15 protein-coding genes are annotated in these 15,123 nt (G+C 49.7%); 3 read left to right on the top strand and 12 right to left on the bottom strand.

The window, feature by feature from the left end; genetic code table 11:
- The 12 genes from GF404_04065 to GF404_04010 all read right to left on the bottom strand — a co-directional run.
- Positions 1-638, bottom strand: a 638-nt coding sequence (locus tag GF404_04065) for a response regulator (GenBank protein MBD3381353.1), incomplete at its 3' end; no start/stop codon positions are given.
- Positions 639-667: 29 nt separating this feature from the next.
- Positions 668-2,425, bottom strand: coding sequence for a chemotaxis protein CheA (locus GF404_04060; GenBank protein MBD3381352.1), 1,758 nt, complete (start codon positions 2,423-2,425; stop codon positions 668-670).
- A gap of 74 nt (positions 2,426-2,499) precedes the next feature.
- Positions 2,500-3,111 carry a hypothetical protein gene (locus tag GF404_04055; GenBank protein ID MBD3381351.1) on the bottom strand — a complete coding sequence of 204 codons (612 nt, stop codon included), beginning with the start codon at positions 3,109-3,111 and terminating at the stop codon, positions 2,500-2,502.
- A 20-nt stretch (positions 3,112-3,131) separates the two neighbouring features.
- Positions 3,132-3,467 (bottom strand): response regulator, encoded by a 336-nt coding sequence (locus GF404_04050; GenBank protein MBD3381350.1) that lies wholly within the window; start codon positions 3,465-3,467, stop codon positions 3,132-3,134.
- Between the two features lie 83 nt (positions 3,468-3,550).
- Positions 3,551-3,922, bottom strand: a complete 372-nt coding sequence (locus GF404_04045; protein ID MBD3381349.1) for a response regulator — start codon at positions 3,920-3,922, stop codon at positions 3,551-3,553.
- Between the two features lie 32 nt (positions 3,923-3,954).
- Entirely contained in the window at positions 3,955-4,917 is a 963-nt protein-coding gene (locus tag GF404_04040; GenBank protein ID MBD3381348.1) for a protein-glutamate O-methyltransferase CheR, read from the bottom strand.
- Between the two features lie 127 nt (positions 4,918-5,044).
- A complete protein-coding gene (locus GF404_04035; protein ID MBD3381347.1) occupies positions 5,045-5,593 on the bottom strand; it encodes a response regulator in 549 nt (182 codons plus the stop codon).
- A gap of 8 nt (positions 5,594-5,601) precedes the next feature.
- The gene (locus GF404_04030; protein ID MBD3381346.1) at positions 5,602-5,979 is read right to left on the bottom strand and encodes a response regulator; all 378 of its coding nucleotides are present in this window, start codon (positions 5,977-5,979) and stop codon (positions 5,602-5,604) included.
- Positions 5,979-7,886: a hypothetical protein gene (locus tag GF404_04025; protein MBD3381345.1), complete on the bottom strand. Its 1,908-nt coding sequence runs from the start codon at positions 7,884-7,886 to the stop codon at positions 5,979-5,981. The genes GF404_04030 and GF404_04025 overlap by 1 nt, the downstream gene beginning before the upstream one ends.
- 14 nt (positions 7,887-7,900) lie before the next feature.
- Positions 7,901-8,260, bottom strand: coding sequence for an anti-sigma factor antagonist (locus GF404_04020; GenBank protein MBD3381344.1), 360 nt, complete (start codon positions 8,258-8,260; stop codon positions 7,901-7,903).
- A gap of 15 nt (positions 8,261-8,275) precedes the next feature.
- Entirely contained in the window at positions 8,276-8,713 is a 438-nt protein-coding gene (locus GF404_04015; GenBank protein ID MBD3381343.1) for a hypothetical protein, read from the bottom strand.
- A gap of 11 nt (positions 8,714-8,724) precedes the next feature.
- Complete coding sequence (locus tag GF404_04010; protein MBD3381342.1) at positions 8,725-10,029, bottom strand: SpoIIE family protein phosphatase; 1,305 nt, start codon at positions 10,027-10,029, stop codon at positions 8,725-8,727.
- A gap of 284 nt (positions 10,030-10,313) precedes the next feature.
- Here GF404_04010 and GF404_04005 point away from each other — a divergent pair, with 284 nt between their 5' ends.
- From GF404_04005 to GF404_03995, 3 genes are all read left to right on the top strand, one after another.
- Complete coding sequence (locus tag GF404_04005) at positions 10,314-10,832, top strand: AAA family ATPase (protein MBD3381341.1); 519 nt, start codon at positions 10,314-10,316, stop codon at positions 10,830-10,832.
- 28 nt (positions 10,833-10,860) lie between these two features.
- Positions 10,861-13,437, top strand: a complete 2,577-nt coding sequence (locus GF404_04000; protein MBD3381340.1) for a hypothetical protein — start codon at positions 10,861-10,863, stop codon at positions 13,435-13,437.
- A 27-nt stretch (positions 13,438-13,464) separates the two neighbouring features.
- The coding region (locus GF404_03995; protein MBD3381339.1) for a hypothetical protein at positions 13,465-15,123 on the top strand (1,659 nt) is incomplete at its 3' end.

Raw genomic sequence — 15,123 nt, 5'->3', positions numbered from 1 at the left:
TCGGCCAGGGATTTCGTGAAATTGGGTGGCATGTGCTGAACGATCAACACCCCAACCGGAAATCCCTTGGGCAGTTTGGGGATAACCTGTTGAAGCGCGGGTGGTCCGCCGGTTGACACACCAACCGCGACTATTGAAACATCTTTTCGCATCAAAGAACGTGCAATCGGTTGCGGAGGTCGAGTAGGTGTTGCCACCGCCGGCCTTCGGCGCGCCATGGCATGGCGTGCCAGTAGAGTCCTTCTGCGCGCGTGAATAGCTTTGATCTTCTGGATCAACTGTTCTTTGATTTTGACGATATCGAGAGAGACGTAGGACAACTGCTTGGGTATGAAGTCGACCGCGCCCAGATCGAGCGCATTGAGAGTGGCATTTGCGCCATCGGTCGTCAACGAACTGACCATCATGACCGGCAGTGGATTGCTGCTCATGATCTTGCGCAGGGCGGTCAGGCCGTCCATCTGCGGCATCTCGATATCCATGGTAACGAGATCGGGTTTGAGTTTTTCTACTTTCTCAATTCCCTCGATCCCGTTTCTGGCGGTATCTATGACCTTGATCTGGGGATCGGACTCAAGCATCATCGACAACGCTTTGCGCATGAAAGCGGAGTCGTCAACTACCAGCACCTTAATTATATTTTCCTGCAATCCCATCGCCAGCCTTCTTATCTCTTAGCCAGGTTGAAGAGCCCTAAAATATCGACGATCAGGCGAATACGTCCGTCGCCGAGAATTGTTCCGCCGGAAATTCCGGGGGTGTTGCCGAGATAGTTGCCGAGAGTTTTGATGACCACTTCTTCCTGTCCCAGGAGGTCATCGACGATCAAACCAAGTCGTCTTTCAGCCAGGCCGATAACGACCACGTATGGTTTACGATCCTTTCCGGGCGGATTGGGCAGTCCCAGTACGTCGTTCAAATCGACGATTGGAAGAACCGTGTCGCGGAGTTTGATCACTTCCTGCTTATTGACATAATAGACTTCGCTTTGTTCCGTCTTGACAGTTTCCAGAACCGAGGCCAGCGGGATGATCAAAATATCATCGCCGGAACGCACCATCAGGCCCTGTATGATCGCCAGGGTCAGGGGCAGTTTCACCTCGATGCTGGTCCCACGATTGGGAGCGGAATCGATTTCTATGATGCCTCCGAGTTTTTCAATATTGGTTCGGACCACGTCCATCCCGACACCTCTTCCGGAGATATCGGTGATTTTCTGAGCGGTTGAAAAGCCGGGCGAGAAGATAAACTGCATGATATCCCGGCTGGACATCTGTTTAACATCATCCTCGTTAGTTAATCCGCGCTCGATCGCTTTTTTGGCGATCTTCTCAGGATCTATACCCCGGCCGTCATCGGCGACTTCGATGATGATATTCGAACCTTCCTGGCTGGCTTTGAGCCAGACTGTTCCCTTTTCATCCTTACCGGCCTTGACACGTTCATCCGGTGTTTCTACGCCATGATCGCAGGAGTTACGGATCAGGTGGACCAGCGGATCACCGATTTCTTCGATAACGGTTTTGTCCAGCTCAGTGTCCTCACCCGAAATCTGCAGGTCGATCTTCTTATTCGTTTCGCGTGAAAGATCTCGCACCAGGCGGGGAAACTTGTTGAAGACATTGCCGATCGGAAGCATGCGCATCTTCATGACCGCCATTTGCACTTCGGTAGTGATGAAACTCACCTGGGTTGCGGTCTGGTTGAGCGTGGTGGTCAGTTCGTCACCCTCGTAATGAAGGTTCATCGTGGTCGAAAGCTGCATCAGCGAGTTTCTTCCCAAAACCAGCTCCCCGACCATATCCATCAGGTTATCGAGGCGGGAAACATCGACGCGAATAGTCTGTTCGAATTTCTTTTTATCGAACAAGTCTTTTTTCTTCACAGACTGTTTGGCCGCAGTTTCCTTCTGCTCTGTTTTTTCGACCGGAGCTTTTTGGGCATCAGCAGGAGCTTCAGTATTTTCGCTCTTCACTTCCGGCTTGTCTTCAGCATCAGCCTGGTTTTGCTCCGGTTTCGGTTTGGTGGCGGTTTCGCCCTCGGCGGATAGTTCGCCACGATCAGCCGCTTTCAATTTTTCGACCAGCGGTTTGAAATCCGCTGAAGTTTCACGATTCTCCTTTATATCTTCCAGCATCGATTTCAAAACATCCACAGAATCCAGAAGGACATCCATGATTGCTGGATTAATTTTGAGTTCTCCTTTACGCAGACGGTTGAGCACATCTTCCATAGCATGGGTGAGGCTCATCAGGTCATTAAATCCGAGAAATCCGGAAGTGCCCTTGATGGTGTGTGCTGATCGAAAGATTTGATTCAACAGATCCAGGTTCTCAGGTTCCTTCTCAAGCGTGACCAGATCGGAATCGAGATTGGAGATCAGCTCTTCAGATTCGACCAGAAATTCCTCAACAATGGCCTGCATTTCTTCTAATTCAGCCACATCTCCTGACATCGGACCTCCTTAATATATCAAGATCAAAAAACGATTTTATCGGCCTACTTCTCGTCCTTATCGGAAAGAGAAGCGACCAGTGAGTCGACATGATTCTGGGTGTCGGACATATCCCCGAAATTGGCTTCCGGATCGAAGGCCTTGTCCTGGACTATCGACTTGATTTTTTCAATTCCTTCTTTGCCGTCGAAAACCGACAGCAGGTTCTGCAGTTTCTGTTCTACTTCCTCCATCAGGACAGAGGCCTGGTGGATCTGCTGTGAAGTGATATCCTGAAACTGCAGGGCGTTTAAGATCAAGAAGGCGTCATCCAGGTTTTGCTGGGCTTTGCCTTCGATATTTCCGATCGTATCCCTGATTTTTGACCGGTTCTTGAAATACGTAGCCGGGAGCGCCTTGCGGAGCACACCGATTTCGTTGACGATATCCTCAGAGATATTCGAGATGCTCTCGACGCGGTCGATCACCTGCTGGGTTGCGTTCTCGGTCTGCTCGGTAATCTTTTCGAGCTGTTGAGTAGCCTCGGGAACTTTAGCCTGTGATTCAGCCAGGGGCGCCTGCATCTTCTTGAAGGTACCAACCACATCGTTGATTGAATCGGTCAGTTCCTTGATCTCGTCCTGTATCTTTGTAACCAGTATCTTAGTATTTTCCATTTTTTGTCCTCCCCGAAAAGCTACTTGGCCTCTAAGACCTGCATTATCTTTTCTTTCAGGGTTTCAGGCGTAAACGGCTTGACGATGTAGCTGTTTACCCCGGCTTTCATGGCTTCGACGATATCATCCTTGACTGACCTGGTAGTAACCATCAGCACCGGCAACGATTCATATTCCTTGTTGGAACGCAGGTTTGTCACGAATGTAAGACCATCCATTTCCGGCATATTCCAGTCAGTAATGACAAAATTGAATTCCTCCACCTGCATTTTCGCAAGGGCGTCCTTGCCGTCTGTGGCCTCGGCAATATCATTGAACCCTGCCCGTTTGAGCGTGTTTATGATAATACGGCGCATTGTGGGTGAATCGTCGACGGCTAAAATCTTAAGATTTTGCACATCGGCCTCCTTTGTATATTACACTTCACTTTTTTTCACAGTCAGGACAAAAATTTACTGACTTCGTACAACAGCACGGATGATTTAAACGGCTTTGTCAGGTAAGCGCTGGCACCGGCCTCCGACCCTTTCTGGCGGTCGGCATCGTCCTCTTCGGAGGAGAGGATGATAATCGGTGTGGTGTTGAAGCGCTCGTTCTGCCTCAATGTCGAGATCAGCTCATAACCGTCCATGTTCGGCATGTTCAAATCGGTTATGACCATATCGACATGCTCCTGAATGGAGGAAATCTTTTCCAGAGCGTCCATCCCATCGGAAGCAGTTATAACCTTAAACCCGGAGTTTTTCAGACTGTAACTAACAAACTTCAAAACCGTCGGTGAATCATCCACGATCATGATAGTCTGCTTCATATGTATTCACCTTCTTGAAGGTTACCGATTGTTTACTTCTTGTTCAAAAGCTCCCTGATCTTGGAAAGCGTATCGACCGTATGGGTGTGCGAATCTGCCACCTTGTTAGTCACTTTTTGTGTGGTCTCGACACGAGTCGCTTCCTTTTTGTAGACCAGGGCGTTTTTGAGATATTCCAGTTTAAACGACTTCGAGATCCCGTGCAGGCTTTCGGAATGGCCGATAAAGAAAAAGCCACCCGCGCGCAGTGATTTATAAAACTGCTTCACCAGCGATCTCTTGATATCGTCGGAGAAATATATCATGACATTGCGGCAGAAAATCGCGTCGCAATCATTGAATGACCCGACCTGGCGGGCATCGTTGAGATTGACGTGATTAAATTTCACCAGCCGCTTGACCTCATCTTTTACCCGGTAGAAGTTTCCTTCCTTTGTAAAATACTTGTCAATCAGGCGCTGATCTGTGGTCCGCAGTGTCGATTCCTGATAGAGCCCCTTGCGTGCCGCGTAGAGCACCTGCTGGGAGATATCGTTGGCAATGATTTCGATATTCCAGCCGGTCATGCTGTGCATGCGCTCGAGGGCGATTATTCCCAGAGTGTAGGGTTCTTCTCCGGTAGAACATCCCGCTGACCAGATTTTCAGCCTCTTTATGGAGCCGGGAGATTCTTTTTTCTCCTTTATGATCATCGGCAGAACTTCTTCAGAAAAGGCTTTCAGCTGTGGCGGGTTACGGAAAAACGAGGTTTCATTGGTCGTCACCAGGTTCATCAGGACATCGAATTCCTTCAGCGAAGTATCATACTTGACGCGGTAGAAATAATCCTTGTAAGTGGCGATTCCCAGTTCCGAAATCCGCTTGGCCAGCCTGTTCTCTATAAGATACTTTTTGTTCTCTCCGAACCAGATACCCGATTTCTCATATATGAAATCGCGAACAGCCAGAAAGTCCTCATTTGAAAGGGTCGGCTGCGTTGGATTGGAAGTCAGCATACGGCAACCTCCTGATAACAGAAGGCCTCTGCTATCATTATCTGTTTGTGTACCCCTTTTGCGAACATCGTCGCATTCATCTGTTTCTTACTCATACCCGTACTCAATGCTGTGCCCATTCATTCATTTAAGCCATTTTACCGCGAACCGACATTTTGGCGGTCTGCGTTTTTTTGTGGTGTTTTTCCGAATCCTGCGCTTGTTTCTGAAACTCCCCGAACTTACTCGGGAAGTCATTGTCGGCCTGCTGGAGGTAGGCTTCCAGCATGTCGATTTTCTGTTTCATGCGGGTCATCTCGCGTCGCACCTCGTACTCCTTGATAGCCCCGGTCACGAGGTCCTTGAGCTCATTGAGGCGAAACGGCTTGACTATATAGTCGTAGACTCCCGCCCGAATCGAGTCAATCGAAGATTCAACCGTGGGATAACCGGTCATCAGGATCAGGACGACTTCGGCGTCAATTTCACGAATACGCTTCAGTGTCGCCAGACCATCCAGCCCGGTCATCTTCAGATCCACAAGCGCAACCTGGTAGTGGTTTTCACTGACGAGTTCGAGCGCGGCCTCGCCTGATTCGGCGACGTCGACGGAAAACTTCAACTTTGAAAAATATTCGTCGAGAAGTTCCCGCACAAATAACTCATCATCCACTACTAGCACTTTTTCGGTTGACATGGTTTCTCCTATTTGGCTACAACCGTCTTTTCTTCCAATACTCTTTGAATGGTTTCAAACAGCCTGTTTATGTTAAAGGGTTTTGTGATATAATCTGACACCTTCATTCGCAGAGCTTCGATAACCGAATCGATGGAGGGGAATCCGGTCATGATGATAACCGGAGTGTCCTCGCTCAGATCACGGGCCTGCCGGATAAACTCCATACCGTCCAAATCAGGCATCTTCAGGTCTGTCAAAATCAGGTCGACTTCTTCTGATTTAAGCGTATCCAGGGCCTTGCGTGCCGTTTCGGCCAGAACGATCTGATGATCCCGTGACGAGAAGAAGTCATAGAGCAAATCACGGATCAGAAGTTCATCATCGACAACAAGTATGCGCGCCATCAGACACTCCCCTCCAGCACATTGACAGCTTCCGCCGCCGCTTCGGCCACATCCCGGTTGGGATCATTGACGACCTGCTTGAGCATCGGCAGTGAATGCTTGTCTTTGAGGTTTGAAAGCGCCTTGGCGGCCGCCACCCGGATGATATCGTTTTCATCATTCAACAGCGCCAGTATCTTCTCGGTAATGGACTGGTCCTCGAGTTGGCTGATGACATTGATAGCATGAAAACGAACCCAGATATCCGAATCATCGAGAAGCATTATCAGTGATTCGGATGCTTTGCTTCCCTCCAGTGCCACGATGGCATCGATCGAGGCCTTGCGGACCTGGGGATGATCATCGTAGAGTGCCACCTTGAGCGGTTCGAGGGCTCGCTCGCACTTGATTCGTCCCAGCGATTCAACCGCGGAACGGCGCACTTCCCACTCCGGATGATTGAGAATCGACACCAGCGGTTCGACGACATCCTCCTCACCGATCCACCCGAGAGCGGAGGCGGCCATCTTCTGGCGTTCGAGGTTCTTGTGGTCGAGATCATCATGGAAGCGCTTGATGACCTTGGGACCGCCGATCAAAACCAGCGCACCCAGGCAAGCCTCGCGCACATCCGGATACTCATCGTCGAGCCACTTGAAAAGCTTCTCGACATCCACCTCACCACCGATCCAGCCGATCGACTTGAGGGCGGCACTGCGGACATGACCGACTTCATCATCGGCCATCTTAAAGAGAACATCCAGAACCCCACGGTCACCGATTTTGCCCAGTGAGTAGGCAACCTCTTCACGAATAGTCTGATCTTCGTTATGAGCCAGCTTGATGACATCGTGAACGAATCGTGAATTACCGGTGGCGGCTATAGTTTCGAGAAGGTTCACTATATATTCCGGACTGCCGGTCTGGAGAGCGTGGGAGATACGATCTGAGGCCGATACCGCGAAAGTCCGCAGGACTTCCTTGGCTTTGGCACGCACATCATCATCCGGATCTTCCAGGACCGCCAGCAGTTTTTCCACCACTGAGGGCCCGTCCCAATGCTCCAGTTCCTCCAGGGCAAACATCTTATTGGATTTGTTATCGCCCGTGAGGGCTTTGAACAGGCATTCCTGCAGATGTCGCGCGGGCAGATCCTGCAATACCGAGCGGTCGGTAGACTTGGCCAATTTTATTAAAGCCGAAATAATTGCTTCTTTGAGTGCGTCATCTGCGCCTTCCATCAGATCTTTAAGGTACGGCGCGGCTTCCAGGGTTTTGAGATTGCCCATGGCATCGATAGCGCTGAAGACCATTACCGGATCGTCGCTTTTGAGGGCCTTGACCAGGGCATCGAAAGCTGTCTGGTCACCAATTTTTCCCAGCGCCTCAGCCGCCTGCAAACGGGCATCCTCGTTTTCATTGAGGATACGCACAAGATCATCGACAGCGGACGGCACCCCAATTTCCCCCAGGGCTTCCGCCGCGGAACAGACGACATTCGGATTTTTATCATCGAGAGCCTTGATAACGGGAGCAACCGCGCGTTCATCGCCGATCAACCCGAGCACATCGACAGCAAACTTGCGCACATCTTTATCCGGATCGGGAATTTTTCCGATCAGCGGAATGACGCTGTCAGTGCCGATCTTGGCCAGTGTCTCAGCGGCCATATTGCGGACCGAGATATCCTCGTGGCCGAGATAATCGACCAGAAACACGGCTGACTGCTCGCCTTTCAAGGCGATAAGCCCCTCTGCGGCCAGCTCGCGAATAACTTTGTCGGGATCTTCCAAAAGCGCCACGAGGGCCGCCCTGGTCGTGTCGTTATCGTATTCGCGCAGTTGCAGGCAGGCTTCTTCTTTCTGATCTGGATCACCGCTTACCAGAAGGCTCAACAATTCTTGCTGATGCGGATCGATCTTTTCCATAAAAAGCACCTCGTTTAGGTTGTACCTGCCATTTTGAACTGGCTAACTGCCTGCTGAGCTTCGTCTTCGGTCGTGTAAATGTCAAAGATGTGTGAAAGCTGAGTGATTTCGAAAATTTCCTGGACATACGGAGCCAGGCAACACAAGGCTATGCGACCCTTGACCATACGAACTTCTTTAAGAGTCGACACCAGCGTACCCAGGCCGGAACTGTTGATGAAATCGACTTTGGACAGGTTCAGAAGTATGTTCTTCTTTCCCTGGTTCAAAAATTCCTTGACTTTCTCCTTGAGTTCGGTCGAACTGGTCAGGTCCAATCGTCCCTTCAGGTTGAAAGTCAGATACTGTTCCTGCTCCTTGACTGAGATTTCCATAATCTATCTCCCTTTTTAGACAGTTATATCCTCGTGTTTATTTTCGTAGCTGCTTATAATAACGAGCCTGTTGATTCCGGCCGGATCATATTCATAGTAAGCCTCGTCAGCTATTTTCTTCATCAGGTATATGCCCCTGCCATTGACTGCCTGAGGGTCAACTATGTCCTTGTCCCGGTTTACAGTATCTTTTATCGGCAGGAATGCGCTATCCTCAATCAAAATCTTGAGCGAATTTTTACCTATATATAAGGATAGGTCGATTCGAGCTTCCGGCTTCTGCTGATTACCGTGCAAATAAGCATTTGTGAAGCCTTCTGAGATGGCGACCATGAGTTTAAGCCGGTAATTTTCTGAAAAAGGCAGTTCTCGCAAGACTGCTTCACAGACAGGGTATAACCATCTAAGGCATTCCAGGCGATTGGGAATGCAGATTGCAATCTTATCTTCCATCTCCCACCCTTTTACTTGACTGACACCATCACGCTGGTGATATCATCGAATTGGATTTCAGCACCCGTCTTGGAAAACTCGTCGATGGTTTGTTTGAGCTTGTTGAGAAACTTTCTGTCGTCGAGCCATTTGTTCTTTTTAGTGAATTCCAGAAGGCCCTCCCGGCCATACATCTGTCCGGCAACATTCTCGGTCTCTGTGATCCCGTCCGTGAACATCAACAGCTTGTCATTTTTTTCGAGTTTGACCACTTCCGAAACGTACTCGCATTCTTCAAATTGCCCCAGTATCACCCCGCCCTTCATGAGCTGTTTAATTTCACCTTTCCAGGGATTGTAAAACAAAGGCGGCAGATGGCCGGCATTAGAGATATTCATTTCCATTTTATCTATATCATAATGCGCTAAAACCAGGCTGATAAACATCCCGTCACGGCGCATCACATCATGGCAGAGGGTCTGGTTGATCTTGTTCATGATCAGAGCCACATCGGTATTGGAACGTACCTCGTGGCGGACGACAGAACGAACCGCGGTCATCATCAGGGCGGCCGGAACTCCCTTGTTGGAGACATCACCGACAATTACCACAAATTCCCGGGAGGTTATCGGTATAATATCGTAATAATCTCCCCCGACATGGCCGGCCGGGAAATAGATATGCGAAACCGCGGCACCCTCGATATTGTAATCTCCCGAAGGCAACAGGGCCTTCTGGACTTCATTGGCCAGCGAGAGCTCATCCTCCAGTTTCTGCTTGACTATCCGTTCCTGCAGAAGCTTGGAATTTTCGATCGCCACGCTGGCGAAATTTACCAGGGTTTCCAGTATGGCCCGATCATCATCGCCGAAACCATCCTCCGAGGATTTATTGACCGCCACCAGCACCCCGATGGTTTCATCATGGCAGTTAAGCGGGGCGGAAATGACCGAGGTAATCTGGGCCGGGATTTCATTTTCGGGAGGAAACTCATTGATAATTACGGTCTCGCCCGTGCCACGTGTCCACTGGGCGATATCCATGTCGCCCTCGAGCTTGATCATCTGTACCAGCGAATTATCAATTCCCCATGAGACCCTGGTTTCGACCCTGCCCTTGTCGAAGCTCAGGATACATCCGACCTCAGCCTCCAGGAGCCTGAGAGATATTTCCATCATAGCGGAAAGTATATTATCCAGTTCCAGAATGGAGGTGATCATCGCCCCCACGCGGGCGATCTCGATCAGTTCGGCGTTCTTGGATTCGAGCTTGACATCCAGATCAATAAGCTTGTCCTCGAGAGAACCGACTTTTTCAAGTAAGCTGGTAAAATCCATGCTGTTAAACTACCCCTTTGAGTGACACGCTTTTATATTATCGACAACTGGCTGGATTTCTATACTACCCTGCGGGACTTAGATCAAGCAGAGCTAAAATATTCTATGCGATCGCTTTATACTCGATAAAAACAATCCTAATATTCACACCAAAAAGTGACCGGCTCGTATTTGGAGAGAGGTAATTCTTGACAAATTACGTCTTCATATTAAATTGTCTATGTTGAACTTGTTCAACGAGATAAACGGTTGCCGGGATTGCCCTCGAAGCCCGGTAGAAAGTTATGTCGAGGCTGATTTTACTTACCGGTCCGCCGGGGTGCGGAAAAACTACGCTTTTGCGAGAGATAGCGATCAAATCAGGCTTGAATTTTGCCGGTTTTTATACTGAGGAAATACGCCAGGAAAACAAACGAATCGGCTTCAAGCTCGTCTCTTTAGATGGCAGAGAGAGTCTTTTGGCTTCAAAAAGCATCAAATCCCGTTACCGGGTGGGCAGTTATGGCGTTGCCCTGGAAAAATTTGATTCGTTTTTGGATACTATCCGGATGAACCTTTTCAAGAGCGCATATGTTCTGATTGATGAGATCGGGAAAATGGAATTACTTTCCAGCAAATTCAAATCAATATTGCGCAGTTTATTGCAAACAGATGCAACGATTTTAGCTTCTATTATATATAGATCTCATCCGGAGGCTGATATAATTAAAAAACACCCGGACGCTCAGTTGATCGAATTGAATAGAGCAGATTATACTAAAATACGGAAAAACATCATTGAATCAATAGAGACCACCGCTTGAGAAACGGTGGTCGTATGGAGGCAGGATCATGAACCCAGGCTTCAGGTTATCGACAGTTTTGATTGCGCTGTTACTGATTTTTAGCACACTCTCCTATGGGCAGTTGTTGCAGACCACTAAAGGGACTCTACCGGAACCGACCCCGGAAGAATGGCGTCAGTGGCTGGAGAATCGTCATGAGCTTCATGGCTGTATGCATAAGTCGCAGAAAGCCATAGATGGCTACAAGCTCTCCCTGATGGCCGACGGCTCTACTCCAACCGGCAACCAGTACAAGTATGATGTCCGATACTATAAGCTCGATATTGAACTCGATTTCGAAAGCGACCAGGTCAACGGTTATGTCGAATCGCGAATCGAAGCGCTTGAAAACGGATTGGACATGGTCGATTTCAATCTCGATACAGATTATGGCACATTATCGGTCTCGAGCGTCGAACTCGACGGATCCCCGGTGAGTTTCGACCACAGCGAGAATATGCTGTATATCTACCTGGGGCAGAGTTTCAATGCGGGCCAGCAGTTTACTCTACGTGTCTATTACGGTGGCCATCCCGGCTTCGACGGAAACCACGGCCTGGGTTTTTACTATTATGGTGGAAACGAGGTAGCCTATACCAACTGCGAACCGTTCGGCGCACGGCTGTGGTGGCCCTGCAAGGATTTCCCCTATGACAAACCGGATTCACTGGACATGATTGTAACTCATCCGGCGACAAAAGTTGTGGCCTCCAACGGCACTCTGGTCAGCGCCGTCAACAACGGCGACGGCACTAAAACCACGCACTGGCATGAGAAATATCCGATCACGACCTATCTTGTATCCCTGGGATGCACAAACTACACGCTGTATTCAAAAAACTGGCAGTATGCTCCCGGGGAGAGCATGCCGATCATGAATTATTCCTATCCCGGTATTTCACAATACAGCCAGTACTATTCTCTATATTATATGCGTAATTACACGATTCCTTCGCTGGAAGCGCTGTCATCATATTTTACGCTGTACCCGTTTGTGGATGAAAAATACGGACACAATCATTACGGCTGGGGTGGCGCCATGGAGCACCAGACTATGACCTCGATTTCGCCCGGATTCAACTCGGAATGGGTGATCGCGCATGAGCTCGGTCATCAATGGGCGGGTGACCTGGTGACCTGCGGCAATTTCCACCACATGTGGCTCAACGAAGGTTTCGCTTCATATTCTGAAGCGCTCTATGTACGCTATCATTACGGCGAACAAGCATACAAGAACTATATGCAGGGAATGAAGCATCTCGATGCCGGCACGCCCTATGTCGAAGACCTGGTCAATGACGACATGTTCGATCATACCACGGTCTATGACAAAGGAGCCTGGCTTGTGTATATGCTTCACCAGATCCTGGGTGACGATGATTTTCTGACCGCTATGGATAACTATTTCAATCACCCCTCCCTGAAATACTCGGTCGCCTACACCAGCGACCTGCGTCAAGTCTGTTCGGCAGTCTACGGCGAGGATATGAGCTGGTTTTTCAATAACTGGGTCTATAACGAGGGCAACCCGGACTATGTCTACTCCTGGCAGACTGAAGAAAGCGTCGATAAGGCCGGTTATGATTTCTTCCTGTTGATCCGCCAGGAACAGGAATACGACCTTTTCCCGATGCCGGTCGATGTGCAGATTCTGGGTTCCGGTTATGACACGACCATTACAGTCTTTAACAACCAGCGCGGCCAGGGATGGGAATTCAACCTGCCGTTCGAACCGACCTCTGTCTTGCTCGACCCTGAGGAAAAGATCCTGCGTACGGTCGAATACGACTCGACATTTGGCATGGCGATCATAGTTCCGAAACAAGTCGATACGGCCTATATCGGCCAGCCCTATTATGCTGAATACTATACTGTCGGCGGTGTGCCGGATTACAGCTGGTCTCGAGCAAGCGGACAGATCCCGTATGGACTCACCCTGCATGACAGCACAGTGGCGTATATCGAGGGCACTCCGACCTGGGCCTCGGACTTCACTTTTTCCCTGGAAGTGATTGACAGCGATAATCCACCGAATGTCGATTCAGTGCCCCTCACAATCGTGGTGCTGGAAGGCCAGCAACCCGATCGGCCGACGATGATCGCTCCCTCCTACGGCGAGACATTATCCGACAACAGGCCTCTGTTTGTATGGAGTTCAACCGCGGGAAGCGGTGGCAGTTATACATTGCAGTATTCCACCAGCGCGGATTTCAACACCAATGTAACCACTGTTGAAGATATCGGCGATACGACCTGGCAACAGTCCGCCCCGATGGCCAATGATGTCTGGTACTGGCATGTGGAGGCATTTAACCAGGACGAGATCGGCAGTGGTTACCAGAGCACGCCGTTTACTTTCACAGTCGCTGGCGGGCAGGTATATGACCGCGGAGATTGCAATCATGACGGCAGTGTGGATGTTTCCGACGCTGTCTTCCTGATCAATTACTCGTTTGCCGGCGGGGAAGCTCCAGACCCGATCGATTTGGGCGATGTCAACTGTGATTCATCGGTCGACGTCTCTGACGCGGTCTACCTTATCAACTACGCTTTCGCCGGCGGACCGGCACCCTGCCCATGGTAAACAGGGGCAATAATCAGGGAGGATGATTTGAATAGAATAGGACTCATATTGTTAGCATTGATGGCGTCTGCAGTAATGTCTGCGACCGCTTTTGCACATGAGCATGACTCGATTGAATGGCGTACCGATGATCAGGCATTCCATGAACTGATCAGATGGCGTCAGTCCCACGGGTGCGAGCATAAACCGGCTCATCTCGACAGCCTCGGGAAGATCAGCCGAGTGGCCGGAAACTTCGGTTTGCCCTACCCGACAGCAAATATGTACGACACCGATATTAATTACTATGGAATCGATGTCGTGCTGGACTTTGACGCCGAATCGATTGACGCCGTTGTTGAAATCGGCGGTAGAGCGCTGGTCGATGATCTGACGTTTGTTGACCTGACGTTTCATACCGGTTTCAATATCAGCTCGGTCAAAGTCAACGGGCTAACCGTAAGCTACCAGCAGAGCGTCGATTTATTCACGGTCTATCCACCACAGGCATTGGATTCAAGCGATCAATTCGTGATCGAAGTAGTTTACAGCGGTGTACCACAATATCTCGAAACTCCCTGGGGTACAGGTGGCGGGCTGGCTTACACCGGGTATTACACGTCACAGATATGCCAGACCGAGAGCGAACCTTATGGTTCGAGAAACTGGTTTCCATGCAAGGATTTTCCGCACGACAAAGTCGACAGCGTGGATATGATGGTTACTCATCCGGACGCAATGACGACCTCCGGCAACGGACTTCTGCAGTCGATCAGTGACAATGGCGATGGTACAGCGACCACTCACTGGCGCACAAGCTACCCGATCGCGACCTACGTTATCCACTTTATATGCGCCTACCAGAGCCTGTATGAACAGCAGTGGGAGTACGCCCCGGGACAGTTCATGCCGGTGGTGGTTTACGCTTTTGACGGCTACCCGCAGGCGGTCAATAATTACCTGACATATACTGTGCCACAACTCCAGATTCTATCGGATATGTTCGGCTTGTATCCATTTGTCGAGGAAAAGTACGGCAATTCAATTTACGACCTGTGGGGTATGGAAAACCAGACGATGGTGGCCTTGGTGCCGTCGATCGCCAATGAAACGATCATCCTGCACGAGATGGCTCATCACTGGTGGGGCAACCTGATTACCTGCCGTGATTTTCATCACATCTGGCTCAATGAGGGATTTGCTACATATACAGAAGCACTTTATTATGAATACTTGTATGGTGAAGATCACTATCACGATTATATCGCCGGCCAGGGATGCCTTAACGCGGGTTCGGTCTATGTCGAGGATGTCGACAACGACAATATTTTCAGCGGGACAATTTCCTACAATAAAGGCTCACGGGTCTTGCACATGCTTCGCAATGTGGTCGGCGATTCCGCATTCTTCCAGATTCTGCGCAATTACCAATCCGATCCTGATCTGCGTTACCGGGATGCTGATTCGTACGATTTCCGGTCTCACGCAGAGGCTGTCCACGGCAACTCACTGGGTTGGTTTTTCAACCAGTGGCTGTATCAACCCGGTAATCCCCATTATGAATATGGATGGTTTCATTACTACGACTCGACTTCACAGTCTGACAAACTGGTTGTCAAGATCACACAGGTCCAGGAACAGGATCCATATTATTACCCGATGTTTCAGATGCCTCTCGATTTGCTGGTCATGTACCCATCGGGGGAC

It is taken from the genome of Candidatus Zixiibacteriota bacterium (assembly GCA_014728145.1).
In the GTDB taxonomy this organism is placed as follows: Bacteria; Zixibacteria; MSB-5A5; order JAABVY01; family JAABVY01; genus WJMC01.
The sequence above is the reverse complement of the archived record's forward strand: the minus strand, read 5'-3'. Positions and strand labels throughout refer to the sequence as shown.

Excerpts from the sequence above, each read along its gene's own strand:
- GF404_04060 (MBD3381352.1), bottom strand. The coding sequence starts at position 2,425 with ATGCAGGCCATTGTTGAGGAATTTCTGGTCGAATCTGAAGAGCTGATC.
- GF404_04055 (MBD3381351.1), bottom strand. The coding sequence starts at position 3,111 with ATGGAAAATACTAAGATACTGGTTACAAAGATACAGGACGAGATCAAG.
- GF404_04050 (MBD3381350.1), bottom strand. The coding sequence starts at position 3,467 with ATGCGCCGTATTATCATAAACACGCTCAAACGGGCAGGGTTCAATGAT.
- GF404_04045 (MBD3381349.1), bottom strand. The coding sequence starts at position 3,922 with ATGAAGCAGACTATCATGATCGTGGATGATTCACCGACGGTTTTGAAG.
- GF404_04040 (MBD3381348.1), bottom strand. The coding sequence starts at position 4,917 with ATGCTGACTTCCAATCCAACGCAGCCGACCCTTTCAAATGAGGACTTT.
- GF404_04035 (MBD3381347.1), bottom strand. The coding sequence starts at position 5,593 with ATGTCAACCGAAAAAGTGCTAGTAGTGGATGATGAGTTATTTGTGCGG.
- GF404_04030 (MBD3381346.1), bottom strand. The coding sequence starts at position 5,979 with ATGGCGCGCATACTTGTTGTCGATGATGAACTTCTGATCCGTGATTTG.
- GF404_04025 (MBD3381345.1), bottom strand. The coding sequence starts at position 7,886 with ATGGAAAAGATCGATCCGCATCAGCAAGAATTGTTGAGCCTTCTGGTA.
- GF404_04020 (MBD3381344.1), bottom strand. The coding sequence starts at position 8,260 with ATGGAAATCTCAGTCAAGGAGCAGGAACAGTATCTGACTTTCAACCTG.
- GF404_04015 (MBD3381343.1), bottom strand. The coding sequence starts at position 8,713 with ATGGAAGATAAGATTGCAATCTGCATTCCCAATCGCCTGGAATGCCTT.
- GF404_04010 (MBD3381342.1), bottom strand. The coding sequence starts at position 10,029 with ATGGATTTTACCAGCTTACTTGAAAAAGTCGGTTCTCTCGAGGACAAG.
- GF404_04005 (MBD3381341.1), top strand. The coding sequence starts at position 10,314 with ATGTCGAGGCTGATTTTACTTACCGGTCCGCCGGGGTGCGGAAAAACT.
- GF404_04000 (MBD3381340.1), top strand. The coding sequence starts at position 10,861 with ATGAACCCAGGCTTCAGGTTATCGACAGTTTTGATTGCGCTGTTACTG.